General features: G+C 30.6%; 20 protein-coding genes. 7 read left to right on the top strand and 13 right to left on the bottom strand.

Annotated elements, in window-relative coordinates:
• The coding region (locus CUL_RS17450) for a helix-turn-helix domain-containing protein (protein ID WP_157752675.1) at positions 1 to 400 on the bottom strand (400 nt) is incomplete at its 3' end.
• A gap of 248 nt (positions 401 to 648) precedes the next feature.
• Here CUL_RS17450 and CUL_RS0113530 point away from each other — a divergent pair.
• The 4 genes from CUL_RS0113530 (at position 649) to rpoD (ending at position 4,635) form a co-directional block, all read left to right on the top strand.
• Positions 649 to 1,320, top strand: a complete 672-nt coding sequence (locus CUL_RS0113530; RefSeq protein ID WP_005582877.1) for a response regulator transcription factor — start codon at positions 649 to 651, stop codon at positions 1,318 to 1,320.
• Between the two features lies 1 nt (position 1,321).
• The gene (locus CUL_RS0113525) at positions 1,322 to 2,698 is read left to right on the top strand and encodes a sensor histidine kinase (protein ID WP_025642215.1); all 1,377 of its coding nucleotides are present in this window, start codon (positions 1,322 to 1,324) and stop codon (positions 2,696 to 2,698) included.
• Between the two features lie 109 nt (positions 2,699 to 2,807).
• The gene (locus CUL_RS18100; protein WP_005582879.1) at positions 2,808 to 3,383 is read left to right on the top strand and encodes a GerMN domain-containing protein; all 576 of its coding nucleotides are present in this window, start codon (positions 2,808 to 2,810) and stop codon (positions 3,381 to 3,383) included.
• 169 nt (positions 3,384 to 3,552) lie between these two features.
• Positions 3,553 to 4,635 (top strand): RNA polymerase sigma factor RpoD, encoded by a 1,083-nt coding sequence (gene rpoD / locus CUL_RS0113515; protein WP_005582880.1) that lies wholly within the window; start codon positions 3,553 to 3,555, stop codon positions 4,633 to 4,635.
• A gap of 58 nt (positions 4,636 to 4,693) precedes the next feature.
• Here rpoD and CUL_RS0113510 read toward each other — a convergent pair whose 3' ends face one another.
• Complete coding sequence (locus tag CUL_RS0113510; protein WP_005582881.1) at positions 4,694 to 5,563, bottom strand: tRNA 2-thiocytidine biosynthesis TtcA family protein; 870 nt, start codon at positions 5,561 to 5,563, stop codon at positions 4,694 to 4,696.
• Between the two features lie 145 nt (positions 5,564 to 5,708).
• On the opposite strand from CUL_RS0113510, the gene CUL_RS0113505 reads away from it, so the two are divergent.
• The gene (locus tag CUL_RS0113505; protein ID WP_005582882.1) at positions 5,709 to 6,968 is read left to right on the top strand and encodes a putative manganese transporter; all 1,260 of its coding nucleotides are present in this window, start codon (positions 5,709 to 5,711) and stop codon (positions 6,966 to 6,968) included.
• A gap of 40 nt (positions 6,969 to 7,008) precedes the next feature.
• Here the strand turns inward: CUL_RS0113505 and CUL_RS0113500 are convergent, their stop codons facing one another.
• From CUL_RS0113500 to dapA, 4 genes are all read right to left on the bottom strand, one after another.
• Positions 7,009 to 7,590, bottom strand: coding sequence for a prolipoprotein diacylglyceryl transferase family protein (locus CUL_RS0113500; RefSeq protein ID WP_025642210.1), 582 nt, complete (start codon positions 7,588 to 7,590; stop codon positions 7,009 to 7,011).
• Positions 7,591 to 8,190 (bottom strand): TlpA family protein disulfide reductase, encoded by a 600-nt coding sequence (locus CUL_RS0113495; RefSeq protein WP_025642208.1) that lies wholly within the window; start codon positions 8,188 to 8,190, stop codon positions 7,591 to 7,593.
• A gap of 14 nt (positions 8,191 to 8,204) precedes the next feature.
• Positions 8,205 to 8,900 carry a cytochrome c biogenesis CcdA family protein gene (locus tag CUL_RS0113490; RefSeq protein WP_025642206.1) on the bottom strand — a complete coding sequence of 232 codons (696 nt, stop codon included), beginning with the start codon at positions 8,898 to 8,900 and terminating at the stop codon, positions 8,205 to 8,207.
• A gap of 297 nt (positions 8,901 to 9,197) precedes the next feature.
• Positions 9,198 to 10,079 carry a 4-hydroxy-tetrahydrodipicolinate synthase gene (gene dapA / locus CUL_RS0113485; RefSeq protein WP_005583392.1) on the bottom strand — a complete coding sequence of 294 codons (882 nt, stop codon included), beginning with the start codon at positions 10,077 to 10,079 and terminating at the stop codon, positions 9,198 to 9,200.
• A 151-nt stretch (positions 10,080 to 10,230) separates the two neighbouring features.
• Here dapA and CUL_RS0113480 point away from each other — a divergent pair, with 151 nt between their 5' ends.
• Complete coding sequence (locus CUL_RS0113480; protein ID WP_025642204.1) at positions 10,231 to 11,241, top strand: aspartate-semialdehyde dehydrogenase; 1,011 nt, start codon at positions 10,231 to 10,233, stop codon at positions 11,239 to 11,241.
• A 9-nt stretch (positions 11,242 to 11,250) separates the two neighbouring features.
• Positions 11,251 to 12,234, top strand: coding sequence for an aspartate kinase (locus tag CUL_RS0113475; protein WP_025642202.1), 984 nt, complete (start codon positions 11,251 to 11,253; stop codon positions 12,232 to 12,234).
• Between the two features lie 28 nt (positions 12,235 to 12,262).
• On the opposite strand, the gene CUL_RS0113470 is transcribed toward CUL_RS0113475, so the two are convergent.
• From CUL_RS0113470 to CUL_RS0113430, 7 genes are all read right to left on the bottom strand, one after another.
• Complete coding sequence (locus CUL_RS0113470; RefSeq protein ID WP_025642201.1) at positions 12,263 to 12,841, bottom strand: dipicolinate synthase subunit B; 579 nt, start codon at positions 12,839 to 12,841, stop codon at positions 12,263 to 12,265.
• Positions 12,842 to 12,843: 2 nt separating this feature from the next.
• Positions 12,844 to 13,683, bottom strand: a complete 840-nt coding sequence (dpsA, locus tag CUL_RS0113465) for a dipicolinate synthase subunit DpsA (RefSeq protein ID WP_025642200.1) — start codon at positions 13,681 to 13,683, stop codon at positions 12,844 to 12,846.
• A 172-nt stretch (positions 13,684 to 13,855) separates the two neighbouring features.
• Positions 13,856 to 14,455, bottom strand: coding sequence for a class I SAM-dependent methyltransferase (locus CUL_RS0113460; RefSeq protein WP_025642199.1), 600 nt, complete (start codon positions 14,453 to 14,455; stop codon positions 13,856 to 13,858).
• 332 nt (positions 14,456 to 14,787) lie between these two features.
• Positions 14,788 to 15,381 (bottom strand): hypothetical protein, encoded by a 594-nt coding sequence (locus tag CUL_RS0113450; protein WP_005583383.1) that lies wholly within the window; start codon positions 15,379 to 15,381, stop codon positions 14,788 to 14,790.
• A gap of 1,012 nt (positions 15,382 to 16,393) precedes the next feature.
• Positions 16,394 to 17,200: an alpha/beta fold hydrolase gene (locus CUL_RS0113440; protein WP_025642197.1), complete on the bottom strand. Its 807-nt coding sequence runs from the start codon at positions 17,198 to 17,200 to the stop codon at positions 16,394 to 16,396.
• 16 nt (positions 17,201 to 17,216) lie between these two features.
• Entirely contained in the window at positions 17,217 to 17,468 is a 252-nt protein-coding gene (locus CUL_RS0113435) for a hypothetical protein (RefSeq protein ID WP_005583379.1), read from the bottom strand.
• Between the two features lie 39 nt (positions 17,469 to 17,507).
• Positions 17,508 to 18,239, bottom strand: coding sequence for an aminoglycoside phosphotransferase family protein (locus tag CUL_RS0113430; protein ID WP_025642196.1), 732 nt, complete (start codon positions 18,237 to 18,239; stop codon positions 17,508 to 17,510).
• Positions 18,240 to 18,271 lie beyond the last annotated feature (32 nt).

Here is an 18,271-nt window from a genome sequence, read left to right as displayed (position 1 = left end):
CTGGGTTTTTACGATACTTAGATTTAGGATAGCTTTTTCGTTTTTTTGGTGTATTTAGCTTCATTTTCCTTATTTGTCTGCACATGGAGTCGTAAGTTCTTGTATAACCAGCATCTCTTAATTTACGATATACTTGTGCCAGACCTTCATGGCGATGATAACGGTGCTTATATCGTATTAAGCCCAATTCCTCCTGTGTATGTTGATTAGGATGAGAATGGGGTCTTCTGCTTTTATTTGCCAAAGATTTTATGGTTCCATCATACTTTTTTCTCCAACGCCATACCTGTTGGCGGCTGGTATGATATCTTCTAGCTGCTTTTGCATTGTTATTATGTTTGATTGCATATTTAACTACCCTTTGACGAAATCTCATTTCTTCTGTTATAATTGTTTTCATAGGAAAGGATCCCTCCGATATTTGTTTTTTGTGGCGAATAACATTATATCAGAGGCCTTTCCTTTTTTCATATTTTCTTGTCACAAATGTATTATCTCATATCAAGGCAATCTTTTTCATCTAAAAATCTCCTTTTTATTACACCATTATATTTTATTATATCATTTTAATAACTATTTAGAAACCAATTTTAGTACGGATAATGATATAATTAACATGTCTATTTTTATTTTAAAGAAGGTGATTTGATGAATATTTTGGTAGTTGATGATGAAAAGCTAATAGTTAAGGGTCTAAAACATAGTTTAGAACAACAAGGCTACAAGGTATTTACAGCCTATAATGGCAGTGAAGCTTTAAAAACTGTAGAAGAAGAAAAAATTGATTTTATAATATTAGATCTAATGCTTCCTGATATAGACGGGATGATGTTATGTAAAAAGATCAGAGAAGACCATAATATGCCCATCCTTATGCTTACAGCTAAGGATGGAGATTATGACAAAATATTGGGTTTTGAATTTGGTGCTGATGATTATATGACAAAACCTTTCAATGTGCTAGAATTACTAGCTAGAATAAAAGCTATAACTAGGCGGTTTAACACAAGAAAGGAATCTATGATTTTAACTTTAGGTGATTTAGTTATTAACTATTATGAAAGAAGGGCCTATATAAAAGATAAGGAGATAAAACTTACTCAAAAAGAATTTGAAATGCTCTACCTATTGGCTAAAAACCCAGGAAGAGTTTTTACCAGAGAGGATATGTTCCACTGTATATGGGAAGAGGAACCTTTAGATGTTAGAACCATAGACGTCCATATTAAAAATATTAGAGAAAAAATTGAAGACGATATTAAAAACCCGAAATATATTAAAACAAAATGGGGGGTAGGTTATTATTTCAATAAGATTTAAAATGCTCATCATATATAGTTTAATAATTATATTTGCATTTTTGGCCTTTAGTACATTGATGTTAAATAATTATAGAAATACACAAATAAGAAATATTGAAATTAGATTATTTCAAACTGCCAATATTGTAGCTGATACTTATAAAGGGAATTTAGAAGATATTATCTTTGCTAGAATTATGGTAAAAAGTTATGGAAAGCAATCTAATTCAAGAATATTAGTAATCGATTCTAACAAGGAAGTTTTAATAGATAATTTTAATAGTTATATTGGTAAAACTATTAATAATAAAGAAATAAAAAGTAGTCTAGACGGTAAATCCAAATCTGGATTATACATGACCGATGATAAAGATATACTCCAGCTTTCAGTACCTATAATCTTAAATGATGGTATTAAAAATAAAATAATAGGCACAGTCCTTATATCTACTTCTTTAGATTCATTAAATAAGGATGTGGAAGAGCTGAAAGGTAATATGTTAAAGATTGCTGTTTCTGCATTGGTAGTATCCTTAGTACTGACAATTATTGCTACAAATAATATGACCAAGCCTTTAAGGAATTTGTCCTATGGAGTAAAAAGGCTATCTTTAGGTGATTTAGGATATGAAGTGAAAAGTAAAACTAAGGGAGAAATTGGAATGCTCATTCAAGCCTTCAATAATATGAGTCATAGGCTAAGTAAAATAGAAAAAAGTAGAAAAACCTTTATAAATAGTATTTCCCATGAATTGAAAACTCCTCTTACTTCCATGAAAGTTCTCATAGAATCCCTCTCTATGGGTGAAAATGATATAGAAATCTATAAGGAATATTTATCAGATATTTATGGAGAGGCTGAAAGGATGGAAGATCTAGTAAATTATTTGATGAATTCAATAAAACTAGAAGATATTATTCTAGATATAAAAAAAGAAGACCTCGGGGAGGTATTAGAAGACACAGTAAAGTTAATATTACCTTATGCAGAAAAAAATGGAGTTGCCCTAAGTTTTAATAATAGTAAAAATATCATAGTTAAATGCGATAGGGATAGGATAAGAGAAGTCCTCTTTAATATTATTGATAATGCTATAAAATATAGGGATGAAGAAAAGGAATACAATTGGGTTTCAATAACCCTGGAGAAATCAAAAAATAAAGCTATAATAACTGTTGAGGATAATGGGTTAGGAATAGATGAAAAAAACTTGCCTATTATTTTTCAAGGAGGATTTAGAGTTTTAGATGAATCCATTGGCCAAGGATTTAATATTGAAGGATATGGTATTGGATTGGCAATTGTTAAAAATATAATAGATAAGCATAATTGGAAAATATCCGTAGAAAGTTCCCTAAAATTAGGTAGTATTTTCACTATAACTATCCCTCTTTAGTTTGTTTAGAATTACTTTTAAAATTCTTAATAGTTTCTTAACATTTCTTCAATTTATCTTAAAAAGTTTTGTATATAATATAATCAAATACAAAAAAGGAAGTGACATTATGAAAAAAATTATAGCATTATTTTTACTATTCCTTATGGTTTTTAGTCTAGCCGCTTGTACTAAGTCCAATACTCCTTCTGATGACAATGATATTGTAGATGAAAATCCTCAAGATACAGTAGAAGAGGATGATGATGAAATAGTAGAACCTACACCTAGTACCGATGAAGTAGAGGTAACCCTTTACTTTGCTAATAAAGAATATGTAGAAACAGGAGATGAAAGTCTAGAAAAACTTATTCCAGAGAAAAGAACTGTTGAATATGGAGACATCTCCCTTGAAGAAAGAATTGTAAAAGAATTGATGAAAGGACCAAATTCTGATAAATTAAGCACGGTCATACCTTCGAATGTAAAATTGTTAGGTGTAGAAGTGGCTGATGGAACAGCCTTTGTAAACTTTGCTGAGGAAGGCCTTTATGGTGGTTCAATGCAAGAAGATTTCACTATAGCTCAAATTGTTAATTCTTTAGTAGAATTAGACAGTGTAGAAAGGGTCCAATTCTTAATAGATGGACAAAAGGCTGAAACCTTAATGGGACATATTGAAATTTCTGAACCCTTTGAGAAATAGAAACTAAAATCAATATAATACAAGTAAGACTAAAGGCAGAAATAATATTGCCTTTAGTCTTATTTATATATTTGAAACGTTAGGAAAGTGTAATATAAAGCATTATGTGATAAGATATATATAGGGATAAAATTAAATGAAGTTAGAATTTTCAAGAAAGGAGTTTTAAATGAGTAAAAACATTAAAGAACAAACAATCCTAGCGGTTAAAGAATTAGTTGATAGAGGGCAAAAGAAAGGCAAACTTACCTATGATGAAATTGCCGATTATCTAGAAGAAATAGAACTTTACCCTGAGCAAATAGATAATATATATGAAAATTTGGAAAATATGGATATTCGCATAGTTGAAAATAAAGTTAAAAAAGACGGCACAGCTAAAAAAGATAAAAAAGGCATAGCATCAACACCCAAAACAATTATAGTAGATGATCCTGTACGAATGTATTTAAAAGAAATAGGAAAAGTCCCTCTTCTTACTAGAGAAGAAGAGGTAATTTTAGCAAAAAGAGTAGAAATAGGAGACGAGAGGGCTAAGAAGGAGCTTGCAGAAGCGAATTTAAGGTTGGTAGTTAGTATTGCTAAAAAATATATTGGCCGCGGAATGTCTTTATTAGATTTGATTCAAGAGGGAAACCTAGGCCTTATAAAAGCAGTAGAAAAATTCGATTATACAAAAGGTTATAAGTTTAGCACCTATGCCACGTGGTGGATACGTCAAGCAATAACCAGGGCTATAGCTGACCAAGGAAGGACCATAAGAATTCCAGTTCATATGATTGAGAATATTAATAAATTAGTAAGGATACAAAGGGAACTTGTACAAGAATTGGGTAGAGAACCCTATCCTGAAGAAATAGCAGAGCATATGAATATGGATTTAGAAAAAATTAAAGAAATTATTAAAGTATCCCGAAAACCTATTTCCTTAGAAACCCCTATAGGAGAAGAAGAGGATAGCCAATTGGGAGATTTTATTGAAGACGATCAAATTGAAACCCCTGTTCAAGTAACCACCCACACCATGCTTAGGGAAGAGTTAAAAGATGTTTTAGGCTCTTTAACTCCTAGGGAACAAAAAGTATTAGAATTGAGATTTGGCTTAAATGACGGAAGGTCTAGGACTTTAGAAGAAGTAGGCAATGTGTTCGATGTTACTAGAGAAAGAATCAGACAAATAGAAGCAAAAGCCCTTAGAAAGCTTAGACATCCTAGTAGAAGTAAGAAATTAAAAGATTTCTTAGAGGAATAATAAAGGATTCGCTAAATATTGTAGGCGAATCCTTTATTATAACTTTACCTTATCTTCTCTAATAAAATTCTAAAAATGAGTATTTTTCTCCATCTTTCTCCCATCCCAATATGCCATTTATATTTACATTTTCAGCTGCTCTAAATATGGACATATCTACATTTGTAAAGTTTTTTTTCAATTCTTCAATTAATTCTTTTATCTCCTCTCGTTTACTTCCTATCTTCTTTGCAGCTACCATACAAGCACAATTTAAAGGCCAAATACCACTATATTGAATAAATCTTTTTATATATTCCTCTTCTATATAGTAAAGGGGTCTTATAAGCTCTATACCTTCATAGTTTTGAGATTTTAATTTAGGCATCATAGTTTTAAAATTACCGGAACATAATAGATTTAAAAGTGTAGTTTCGATTACATCATTAAAATGATGACCTAAGGCTAGTTTATTACAGCCTAATTCTTGAGCCTTGCCATATAAGGCTCCCCTTCTCATTCTAGCACACATATAACAGGGATAATCTTCTGCAATCCTATTAGTTATCTCAAATATTCCTGATTCAAATACATGGATTGGAATATTTAAATACTCACAATTCTCTATTAAAAGCTCCTTTATATCTGGATGGTATCCAGGATCCATTGCTATAAATTCCAATTGGAAATCAGATTTTCCATGCCTTTGTAATTGTTGAAATAGCTTAGCCATTAGCAAGCTATCCTTTCCACCTGAAATAGCTACAGCAATTTTATCTCCTTTTTGTATCAATTGGTATTCTTTAATAGCCTTTATAAATTTACTCCATATATGTTTCCTATATCTTTTTATTATACTTCTCTCTATTTCAGCCAGTGATTTTCTTTCCTCAGTAGGTGCTAAAGTTTCGCAGCCAGTTCCAGCTAGCTTCTTTTCTTTTTCAGTCAATTTTATCACTCCATATTCATAATCTTTTACTATTATATCATCCCATTATTAATTTTCCATATGTCTTTTAAATAAAAGATTATTATTAATTTTAATACTTTTGGGTAAATATTATGGTATATAAAGCTCATAAGGAGGAGATATATTGGCTGCTGAAATATTGAGATTAATAATATACAGTGCAGAAAATGCCTTTATACAGGTTACTGTATTTGTTGGAGCTGTTTTACTACTATTTGGTTATATAGACTATAAGCACTCAGGAAAATTAGTAAAAAAAATTGAAGAATCAAAAAAAGCACAGCCTATTATAGGTTCTCTTTTAGGACTAACTCCTGGATGTGGAGGTGCCATATTTGTTGTTCCTTTATTCCCAAAAGGAACAGTAAGTTTTGGTACCATAGTAGCCACTCTAATTGCTACCATGGGCGATTCTGCCTTTGTATTAATGTCCGTTATGCCCTTAAAGTATCTTTTAGTAAGCATTATATCATTTATAGTGGCTATTATAACGGGATATATAGTAGATTATTTTAATTTTGGAGATAAGCTATTGGAGAAGTATAATGAAAAAAGAAGAAGTGAACAAGAATTGGAATCCCTTCATAGGGACGCCGACCATACTATTCAGAATATTGTACTAAGTGAGTATGATCATAGGGAAAACATAATACCCCATATTGGTCACTATGAAGGAGATGAAATAGACCTTATCCTTCATCATACTATCAAAGGACATCAAGAAACAGATACAATTGGTTATAAATTTACCCATAATGGATATATAATCTATTGGATAATCATAGCCATAGGTTTAATATTTGGAATACTGGATTTATTTCAAGTAGATTTAAACGATCTGGCCATACCTAATTTAGGTGCTATAATGGGCATTATAGGAACTGGATTTTCAGTCATAATGATGATAATGGGTAAAAAATTTATTCAAGATGATACTCATGAAGAAACTGAATTGAAGGCTCTGTTTTTAAAAGAAACATTAATACACAATGCTCAAGAAACAGCTTTCGTAGCAACTTGGGTCTTTCTAGCCTATTTGGCTTATGAATTATTTATATTAGGATTAGGCTTAGGAGATTATAGCGCTGGAGAAGCCCTTGTTACATCTTTTCTATCCCAAACAGGTTTATCGGCTGTAATAGTGGGAACTCTTATAGGGATTATACCTGGATGTGGCCCCCAAATAATTTTTGTAACCCTATATACTAAAGGTATAATGCCTTTTGCAGCTCTTCTAGCTAATGCTATCTCTCAGGATGGAGATGCTTTATTTCCATTAATTGCAATAGATAAAAGATCTGCTCTATGGTCTACAGTTTTTAATACCATAGCAGCACTAGTAGTAGGAATACTAGCTTATGCAATAGAAATTAATTTTTTTTAAATTAAAAGTGAGGGCTAAATTTGACCCTCACTTTTAATTTCTATACTATATAATACAAAAACATTACTACAACCAAGATTATAAAGGATATATACTTATTATTAGATTTTTTAGATAAGGCAAATTCCATGCCCATTCCTATTAGAAACAATAAGGATATATATAATACTTTTTTTGGATCCTCCTTTAAATGGGTTGAAGCTAATAAGAGATGATCAAACATTAATACCCATATGCCTACAGCCATAGAAAAATAAAATGGTACAACGAAGATCCTAAACAACTTTTTGAATTCAATTTTGTACCTTTTAGATAATAGCATTAATGTCAATAATCCGAAAACTACACCACCTAGAAGAGATAGATTATAATGGGATATTTTAAGTATTGAAGATATATTATCTTTATAGGATTGGAGATTCATTAAAACATAACTAAGTCTTGCTCCAATAAATCCAACAATCAATAGAATCATAAAAATATCTTCTATCTTATTTTTATCTTCCTTATATTCCTTTGCTAGGATACCAGAAATGATATAACTTATACTAGTAACAATTATTCCAATTGCCATAAACCAGGTTATATTTATGGATTTAAAGGTGAAGAAAAATGGTTTCATCTATTCGCCATCCCTTATACCCTCAACAATTTGACTCATCTGTGCATAAGTCATCATTCCTGGCACTCCACCTAATAAAATCCCATCTTTATCAACAAAATAGGATGTAGGAAAAGCGCTTACTAAATAAAGCTTAGCTATATCACCATCTTCATCTAAAACCACTTGAAAATCATAGCCCCCTTCTGCAATATATTCTTCTACCAAAGATTTTTTCTCCATTACATCTACAGCTAACACCACTAAATCTTCATTTTCCTTATCTAATTTTTGAAGGTCAGGCATTTCAATATCACAATATTTACACCAAGTAGCCCAAAAATTAATTAAAACGATTTTGCCTCTATAATCTGTTAAAGATACTTCCTCTCCATCTAAATTTTTAAGGGTAAAATTAGGTGCTTCTTCACCAATGGATATATCGGGCACAAAATCTTCAGTTATGTCTTCCCCATTAGTTTCACTATTTGTCTCTTCAGAAACATTGTTTTCAGGTACTAATTCCTCTGTAGTTTCTCCACCCTTTACCATAGTAAAATAATATAGTCCTCCAACCAATACTACAGCAAGTATTATTATACTTAAAATTTTCTTATTCACTCTATCCCTTCCTTTCATAACATCAATCTACTTATATCTATAACCTTATTAAAAAATACTAGCATGCCAAAAATTACCATAATAAGGCCACCGATTTTTGGAATATATACCATAACTTTTTCCGTTTTCTCAAGAAATTTACTAAATACATTGATGAATAATGCTGTTAGCAAAAAAGGAATTGCCATACCAACTGAGTATATAAATAACAGATATATTCCCTTGGAAACAGTAGCTGCTCCTCCTGCATATATAAGTATAGATGCCAGTACAGGTCCAAAACATGGTGTCCATCCAGCAGCAAAAGCCATTCCCATCAATATTGAACTAAACCAATTGGAAACCTTTTTAGGTGCTTTCATCTTTTTTTCCATGTTTAAGAATCTAAACTTTATTATTCCCATCATATTTAACCCAAAGATTACTATCAAAGCTCCGCTAACCTTAGAAAAAATTTCTTTGTTTCTTATAAAAATTTTCCCTATAAAACTAGCAGATGTACCCATTATCATAAATATTATGGTAAATCCTATAACGAAACCAGTAGTTCTTGTTAATGCAATTAGCCTTCTTTCTTCCATCTCACTCTCTAAATTGACACCAGTCATATACATTATGTATACTGGAATTAATGGGAGAATACAAGGTGAAAAAAATGATAAAAATCCGGCCCCAAAGGCTATTGGTAATGAAACATTTCCTAAATCCATAGACTCACCCCTATAAAAATAAATTCTTAAGACATTCATACCCCCTACCCCTATAATTATAACCATATTTTTAAAAAAAGCAAGGAAAACAAATAACTGGTAAATTTATTAATACCCGTTATTTGTTTTCCTAAATATTTTCCTATGAATGAATCCTTATATTACTATTCCAATATATTACATATAGCTTATTAATTCTTTCTTATATTCATACTACATAAATAATAAAATTTATTATTATAACACTATGTCAGATGCTAATTCCCAAACAATAATTTAGTATTCCCAATATTTCAATTATATTATGTTAAACCCTAGATATTCTAATTCATCTCGAATTATTTTTTGTATTTCTAAATTTGCTTCAGTTAAAGGCAGTCTCAATCCTCCTGCCTCAATTCCAATCATATTTAATGCTGCCTTTACAGGAATTGGATTTGAAACAATAAATAAGGTTTCAAATATCTTAAATAACTTTAAATGTATTTCCATAGCCTTTTTCGTATCTCCTAATACAAAAGCATCTATCATCTCTTTTATTTCCTTGCTAACTATATGAGAACAAACGCTAACTACCCCATATGCACCTACTGCCATACTAGGTAATGTCATAGAATCGTCACCAGAATATACTAAAAATCCTTCTGGTTTTCTCCTTATAATTTCTGACATCTGATTTATATCCCCACTGGCTTCTTTTAAGGCTACTATATTTTCTATATGGGCTAACCTTTCTACAGTTTCCGGTAATAAATTGCAACCTGTACGCCCTGGTACATTGTATAACATAATTGGAATATCTACAGCTTCTACAATTTTTTTAAAATGGACATACAATGATTCTTGAGTAGGTTTATTATAATAAGGTGTTACAATTAATAGCCCATCCACCCCTGCTTCTATTGCTCTCTTTGCATTTATAATAGTATCTTCACTCGAATTGGTTCCAACTCCTGCTATAATTGGTACATCAACATTCTTCTTGATTAATTCATATAATTTTACCTTTTCATCTGATCCCAAAGTTGGTGCCTCTCCTGTAGTTCCCGTTATAACTAAAGCCGTATTTCCTTCTTCTACTAAACGTTTTGCTAATAAAATGGCTTCATCATAATTTACATTAAGATCTTCATCAAAAGGCGTAATCATTGCAGAAATTAATCTTCCCCAATTAACCATCAAAAAACCTCCCTTATCATTGACTATATTACATAATATGTGAATCTGTTAAACATGTTCTCAAGTCAATCTTTAACCCTTTAAATGACAGGTGAATATCATATAACTAACCAATATTTATAGACAGTAAAATTATATAGGAGGGGATTTTTTGAGAACCTATAATGTAGCTATCGTTGGTCCATTAGGGGTTGTGGGAGAAAAAGTAAGAAGTATTCTTATTGAACGCAATTTCCCCATCAATAAAATCAAGTTTTTAGGTACATTTAAAAATAGAGATAAACCAATCTACTTTAATGATGAAGTAATCCTTACAGAAGTAGCTGAAGAAGGTGCTTTTACCCAAATAGATATAGCATTTTTTTGTGTCAATAGCCAAGTAAGCAAATATCTAGCACCTATTGCAGTTAAAGAAGGAGCTATTGTAATAGACAATAGTAGCGCCTGGAGAATGGAAGAAGATGTCCCTTTGATTATTCCTGAAGTAAATCCACAAGATTTACAATATCATAAAGGAATTATATCGAATCCAAATTGCTCTACTACCCAGATGCTAGTACCTCTAAAGCCATTACATGATATCTATAAAATCAAAAGAATTGTGGTATCCACTTATCAATCAGTATCGGGTACTGGAAAAAATGCTATTGAAGAGTTATATAATCAAGCGTTGGATTATTGTTTAGACAAACCTATTTCTAATTCAGTCTATCCATATCAAATCTTATTCAATACACTACCTCATATAGATGACTTTCTAGACAATGGCTATACCAAAGAAGAAATGAAAATGGTTAATGAAACTAGAAAAATATTAGATAAAAATATACAAGTGACGGCTACAACAGTTAGAATACCAGTTTTTAATGGTCATTCTGAATCCGTAAATATTCAGACTGAAAAGCCTATTTATTTAGATGAAGTTAAAAAAATATTGAAAAAAGCAAAGGGAGTTAAACTTATTGATGAAACAAAATCCAATCTATACCCTATGCCTATTTTTTCTGAAGGAAAGGATGATGTATTTGTAGGTCGTATTAGAAAAGATTTTTCAATAGAAAATGGATTAAATTTATGGATAGTATCAGATAATCTACGCAAAGGGGCCGCTCTTAATTCAGTTCAAATAGCTGAAATCTTAATGGATAGGAATCTATTATAGGTGGTTACTATGAAAATTGTAATACAAAAATATGGAGGAACTTCCCTCAAAAATCTAAATGCTAAAAGCAAAATTTTAACCCATATAAAGAAATGTATTAATGAAGGAAATAGCCTTGTAATCGTAGTTTCTGCAATAGGCCGAAAAGGAGATCCTTACGCTACAGATACGCTTATCGAACAACTAGAACAAATCAATAGTAATATAAATCCTAAGAAAAAAGATTTAATAATGTCTTGCGGTGAAACTATATCCACTGCTATATTCGCCCATTTACTAGACAAGGAAAATATTCCTTCTGAACCATTGATAGGTTTCCAAGCTGGTATACTAACAAATAATAGCTTTAATTGTGCTGAAATAATAAATATAGATACCTCAGCCATAATGAAAAATATAAAAAAAGGAAAAGTTGTGGTTGTAGCTGGATTCCAGGGAATAACTAAGGATAATGAAATTACAACATTAGGACGAGGTGGAAGTGATACTACTGCTGTAGCCCTAGGCGGATATTTAGGTGCAGAAAGAGTAGATATTTTTACTGATGTGGCTGGAGTAGGGATCATAGATCCCACTATGGTGCCATATACAAAATACATTAAAAATATTACCTATAATCATATGTATAATTTAGCTTCTAATGGGGCTAAGGTGATCCATCCCAAAGCAGTATTAATAGGCCAGAAATTTAATATTCCCGTTAGAATTACCTCAGTTGAGTCTGACACAACTGGTACTCTTGTATCCAATACAACTCAGATTGAAAAAGTAATTGGAATAGCTGTAAAACAAGAAAGTGAAAATAAAATCTTTTCTATATTCACCAATGAAAAGCATACTAAAAATGTGTTAAAGGATTTAGATGGGTTTCTATCTGATAATAAGAAAAATATTTTAGACATACAATTATCTAATGGAAAAATATCCATAGTTGTTGGGACTGATAAAACCTCACATTTGGCTCAATGCTTATACAATCATTTATTTGACTAATAATTAGAGACCCTTTCAGGGTCTCTGATTATTCTAACACTGGTTGTATTTGTTTATTTGATAAAGCTTCTATAAGGGTAGGTTCTATTTTTTCAAATTTTGCAACAAGTGAATTTGGTTTTTCCTTTGGATTATCCTGCCTAAAGGGTACAAAATAGATATTCTTCATATTTAAAAGAAGCCCTATGTTTTTCCCGTTTGCTCCTAGGCCATCATTAGTTGCAATAGCTAATACCAAAGGTTTTTGATTTCTTAAGTGAGCCTTACATGCCATAGTTACTGGTGTATCAGTTATACCATTAGCTAATTTAGATAATGTATTTCCCGTACATGGTGCTACTATTAATATATCTAATCCTAGTTTAGGTCCTACAGGCTCTGCATCTACTATAGTTGCAATTAATTCCTTACCAGTTATATTCCTCAGTTTATTTTTCCATTCTTCTGCAGTGCCAAACCTTGTATCAAAAGAATTTACAGAGTAAGATATTATTGGATATAGATCTGCTCCTTTGTTTGCAAGCTTCTCTATCTCCGGAAAAACATATCCAAAATTGCAGGAAGAACCTGTTAATGCCCAACCTATCTTCATTCCCTTTAATATCATTTTTATATACCCCTTTCTTCAATGATATTATAAATAGTCTCTTTGATAATCTTAGCAGCAGATATTGGAGCATATTTACCAGGTAGCCCTAAGGCGTGTATAGTATCAATTCCTAAACCCTTTGCAGCATTAAAATCAATCCCGCCTATCTTTGAAGCTAGATCAATTATTAAAGACTGTTTATTTAAATACACCAACATCTCTTCACCAAGAACGATGGAAGGGATGGTGTTAAATATTACATCCACCTTAGGAAGGTATTTACTCAATTCTTTAAATAATACTGGACTATATTTGTAATTTTCGATCCATGCTATATCACCATAATTCCTTGCTAATACGTAAACATTAGCACCTATTCCATTAAGCATATTAGCTAAAACTTTTCCTATTCTTCCAAAACCTAAAACTAAAGCATTGGAACCGTGGATAGTAATGGGTAAATATTCCATGGCCAATTGAATAGCCCCTTCAGCTGTAGGTATAGCATTTAAAACTTGCATCTCTTCCCTATTAAAGTAATCTATTATATTGATTTTATAATCTTTTGCTTTTAAAATATGTTCTTCCTCTATTTTCCCTGCAATGAAAAGCTGTCCATCTTTCATGCCTTTAAAGATTTCTTCTATAAATAGTTCTTGAGAGTGGAAAGGTGCATTTATTGTTTCATTATCATGGGAAAAAGGTAATGGACCAATTATTATTTCATAATCTTCTAAATCTATGGTTTGTATGTCAGTTTCTACTAAATTCCTTACATTATGTCCATCACCCCAAAGTAAATTTACCAACTCTAAATTTCTTTTGTCTCCTCCTAACACTATAAAATTCCTTTTTTTCATATGACCCCCCCAATATTTGAATGGATTACAATTAATATATATTATGTTTAGAAAATTATAGTGTTAATAATATATCATCTACCTAGCTATTGTTATATTATATGTACAAATTTTAATAATTTTTACCTTGTTAATAAAAAACATTTAAAATTTACAACATACCTGAGATATCTTATTTATACCTATATATAATAAACTTCTCTCTAATATCATCTGCTCCTGGTACTCTTATTTTATTTAACATCCTAAAGGACCCTATGCTTTTAAGATATTGTTTATACTTAGGCATTGGATAATAAAGTATAATATCCCCAATCCTATTTTCTTTCTCTAAGGATTCTATTATATTGTTGACTACCCCTTTAAATATTTCAACGGAAAAAGGATTGAAAAAGTAAAACCGATTATCCTTTGAATTTATTTCATAATGTTCAGCCAGGCCATATTCAAACCGAATTGGAGCCTTTATATGTTTTGCTCTTTGTCTATATCTCATCTTATTATTAACTGCTTCATTATATGTTCTATCATCCATTTCAATTCCAGTAACTGGTATATGAAAACGATTATGTATATAAAAGGCTACTCGTCCTCTGCCACATCCGAAATCTACAACCCTATCCTTTTTATTGAATTTATACATCTGAAAAAGCCTATCTAAAGCTTTATATGGGGTAGCTTCGCAACGGTTATAACTAAGATTCCTGCCTTGCCATTCTCTAATACCAACAGTCTTAATACCTAACAATTTATCATAATTTCTATCAGCCATCTACTTTCCTCCATTTCTTACTATTTCAACATAGACTCTATCCTTTATGATCATTTTGACTTTTCCCATTTCTAAATGTTTTTGTTAAAATCCTTTTAAAATACTCTTCATTTGTATTATAAATATTTAAAGCATTTTTAAGTAAATCTTCAGTAACTGCCTTCAAGGTAAATTTGTTTTCAGAATATTTAAACTTCCTTGCCTCAAAAAGTAATTTTTTTCATTAGAAAATACAACATGGCCAATAATTATTTCTGCTTTTTACCCAAACTCGTTTTGATGTTTTAAAATCTTAATTTCATGTATTTGATGATTTTTAATGTGGGCTTGGACTATAACTTTAACTGATGATAGGGCATACTCTCTTGTATAAATTCCTTAAAATAATTTTTACTTAATTTACTTCTTAATCTTACTTCTATGGGTAGTTCACCAAATTTACTACTGATACTACTTCCTCTGAAAAAAATCTCTTCCTCATTTTCTTCTATTGCACTTATGCTATTCATATTAATCGGATAATAATACACTATAATTCCATTTTGATATTTCCCCATCCAGGTATTTAAAAAATCAAAACCTTTCAATCTACCCCCAACTGTATCTACAGTAATTTGAATTTTATATTTGTTTTCATTGATAGTTGGTGTTGCGCCAAACATTAAATATACTATCCAAAGAAATATGAATATCAAAACAATGCTATAAGGCATATCTTTCTCAAAAATATACACCATTAAAAAAGATATAATAAGTACTAAAATTAACATAGAATAAAAAACTGTTCCAAAATTAAATGCTTTAAAAGGATAATTTACTTCAGGTAATGTTTTTATCAGAGCAAGTTTCTTTTTTCTCCACCTTAAGAAAATTAATAACAATATTACAACTAGTCCGAATAATATTAAATCAATATAAGCTTGCATAACCTAATGCCATCCTCCCATAATATTATTTATTAGTACAATCTTTAATGTAATTCGTCTACCCTTGATAGAAAAATTTAATATTGCTTAGATACATCATTTTAACTTATTTTCATTATATCATTTAGTTATAGTTTACAGTAACCCCTTAAACATTACTCCATAACCTTATAGCTTGTCCTATTTATGATACGATTCACCGTATCAGTTCTACTAGCAAAACTCATTTAATAGTAAACATATTTAATGCAAAATAAAATCTAAACATGCTTAATATATATTTATGGCACTTCTTAAAATTTATAAAACCACTTGGATTAATAAAGTGGTTTATCATTATTACTATATCTACATTTCCCAAATGAAATTGGCCCAGAATATCCCGATCATTCAAGTTTGCATAACGGATTAATCTACTCAAGGCAATTCCCTCTCAATCTAATTCGCCTTAACCTACTTATTCATATTATGCCATTTACTTCTACTTTACGGTATGGTGCACCGTATCAATTTGACCCGCAAAATTTATTTCCTAGTCAGAATATAATCAGAATTAAAATATTAAATATATAAATAAAATGGTAGATTATGGGGTAACCTGCCATTTCAAAGGTTATATTTAAGTCAACTTAAATCTCTAAGCTCTTTAAAAATCCTTTTACAATTTTATTAAATTCTTCATAGTTGTCAACATTTGAATTGTGGGCAGCATTACTAATAATTTTTAAAGGATGACCATCATGTTCTGCCCATTTTTAATTATACTTTTTTACATATCCTGTTTTATCATCCTCACCAACTATTAAAAGAACTGGAAAGTTAAACTTAACTGTTTCTATCCTTTTAAGGAATTCTTTATATGTCATATTCATAATATGAATTATCTCCTTCTTACTCAATTTAGAAACTGACTCATATAAGTTTTCATATGCATACTTAGTTTTTGTCGCATTTCTAGCAATGCTCTTAATCAGTAAATTATATGGGAACTTGTTATAGTTTTTAATAATTCCTAAGATATTAAAAATTTTAGTACTTGTTGATTGAAATCTTTAGCCTCTTCATATGCTCCATGTCCAAAACCTCTATATAAAATCAACTTACTATTATCTATTCTTTCAGCCATTTCCTTACTTGCGTTTTTCCCTACAACTTTATCGCTATCCCCACCTATTACTAAAGTAGCACATTGTATTTTATCTAGTTCATTATAAGCATTATGATTAAGACATGCATTGGCTTGAACTATGAATCTTTTAAAGTCTTTTGGTTTCCCAACTCTCGCCATAATAGGGTAAAAAATACTATATTTTTTAAGTTTATCTTCTGTAAAGGTTTTTTCCATGGTATCAATAATTAGATTTCTGTAATCATTACTTTCGGCCAAGTTTATCCAATTTTTTATAACTTTCTGTATAGTACCATTCTGTTTGGAAACAGATACCCCTATAACAAGTTTATCTACCATTTCAGGGTAATCAATAGCAAGATATTGTGATACCATTCCTCCTTGTGAAACACCCATTACGTGAGCATTTTTTATACCCAGATTCTCCATGGCAATCTTTTGATCTTCCGCCATATCCCTAGTCGAATATCCTTCTTCAATATTATTCTTTCTACTAAAAACATATACTTTATATTCTTTAGCAAATAGTCTATACATTCTTGCAAGTAATATTTTTGTTCCCTTAACAGTTTTCAATCCATCTCCTAATCCTGGTATAATGATAAAAGATTTTTGACCCCTGCCAAAAGTAACATAGTCCATATCTGCCCCACCAATCTTTATCTTCTCTTCCTTTGCCTCATAAAACATTATAATACCCCCTCACTCATATAACCCTCTCTAGAATCCATAAAACCAGTAGGTTTTCATCATAATATCCACTAGTTTCCCCAAATTTCCTAAACAATTCCCTAAAACATACTGCATCAGACCCTCTATATTCTTTAATCTTCTTATATTCAATATATTGTTCTAATATTTCTTGATTCTCATTATAATAAGTATCGAAATCATTTACAGCATTTATCAATCCGCTGGATATCTTATATACATCTGCATCATCAATAGTAGATGTCACAGCATCAATGATATTTTATCTTTTTTATAGCAATTACATTCATTTCTCGGTAGGACATTCGCCCATTCTTGCCGCAATTATTACTGATAAATAATCCTCAATAATTTTTCTAGTTACATTCATTTCCCTAAGATATAAATCTGCTAATGTTTTTCTAAATTTTAAAAGCTTCTCTTTTTCTTTAATTTCTACTGGTAAAGGAGTATATTCAACCAAGAATATAGTTCTTGCTATATCATAAAGGAAGTGTCCATGGCATATATTCATAAAATCTATGACAGTTGTTTGTCCATTGTGAATGAATATATTACCAGGATGAAAATCGCCATGACAAAGGGTGCTTCCATTTGGTAATTTATCAAGCATACATAACATTTCTTCTCTTTCTTTTAAACTTTGGGCATTTTGTATATTATCCCTTAAAAAATCCTTGTAATTTGGTACATCATTAATCTTATTTTCGATAATTTGTTTATGTAGCTTTGACATATATACTGCACATTCCTCTGCATTGCCTGTCCTCATAAGCCAGTCTAGTAAAGATTCACCCTTTAATCTGTCATATATTATACCTATTTGTTTATCATATGAAATAATTTCATACGCCTTAGGCTTAGGAAACCTCATATTCCATATTAATCTCGCATTTTTGAATTCTCTTTCTACCGATTCTATTGGATAACCCTGATGAAAAAGCTTAAGTACTTTATTTTTTTCCCACTCATATACAGTTGCTGTATTACCTACACCAACTATTCCCCCATATTTCATGTGCTAACCTCCAAAATATAGTATAACTTGCA

It is taken from the genome of [Clostridium] ultunense DSM 10521 (assembly GCF_000511955.1).
GTDB classification, from domain to species: domain Bacteria; phylum Bacillota; class Clostridia; order Tissierellales; family Tepidimicrobiaceae; genus Schnuerera; species Schnuerera ultunensis.
This window is presented reverse-complemented; position numbering and strand designations above follow the sequence as displayed.

Coding starts and splice junctions, on each gene's coding strand:
- CUL_RS0113500 (WP_025642210.1), bottom strand. CDS start 7,590: ATGAAACCATTTTTCTTCACCTTTAAATCCATAAATATAACCTGGTTT.
- CUL_RS0113440 (WP_025642197.1), bottom strand. CDS start 17,200: ATGTTTTATGAGGCAAAGGAAGAGAAGATAAAGATTGGTGGGGCAGAT.
- CUL_RS0113470 (WP_025642201.1), bottom strand. CDS start 12,841: ATGATATTAAAGGGAATGAAGATAGGTTGGGCATTAACAGGTTCTTCC.
- dpsA (WP_025642200.1), bottom strand. CDS start 13,683: ATGAAAAAAAGGAATTTTATAGTGTTAGGAGGAGACAAAAGAAATTTA.
- dapA (WP_005583392.1), bottom strand. CDS start 10,079: ATGGTTAATTGGGGAAGATTAATTTCTGCAATGATTACGCCTTTTGAT.
- CUL_RS0113530 (WP_005582877.1), top strand. CDS start 649: ATGAATATTTTGGTAGTTGATGATGAAAAGCTAATAGTTAAGGGTCTA.
- CUL_RS18100 (WP_005582879.1), top strand. CDS start 2,808: ATGAAAAAAATTATAGCATTATTTTTACTATTCCTTATGGTTTTTAGT.
- CUL_RS0113430 (WP_025642196.1), bottom strand. CDS start 18,239: ATGAAATATGGGGGAATAGTTGGTGTAGGTAATACAGCAACTGTATAT.
- CUL_RS0113525 (WP_025642215.1), top strand. CDS start 1,322: ATGCTCATCATATATAGTTTAATAATTATATTTGCATTTTTGGCCTTT.
- CUL_RS0113490 (WP_025642206.1), bottom strand. CDS start 8,900: ATGGATTTAGGAAATGTTTCATTACCAATAGCCTTTGGGGCCGGATTT.
- CUL_RS0113460 (WP_025642199.1), bottom strand. CDS start 14,455: ATGGCTGATAGAAATTATGATAAATTGTTAGGTATTAAGACTGTTGGT.
- CUL_RS0113450 (WP_005583383.1), bottom strand. CDS start 15,381: ATGCAAGCTTATATTGATTTAATATTATTCGGACTAGTTGTAATATTG.
- rpoD (WP_005582880.1), top strand. CDS start 3,553: ATGAGTAAAAACATTAAAGAACAAACAATCCTAGCGGTTAAAGAATTA.
- CUL_RS0113475 (WP_025642202.1), top strand. CDS start 11,251: ATGAAAATTGTAATACAAAAATATGGAGGAACTTCCCTCAAAAATCTA.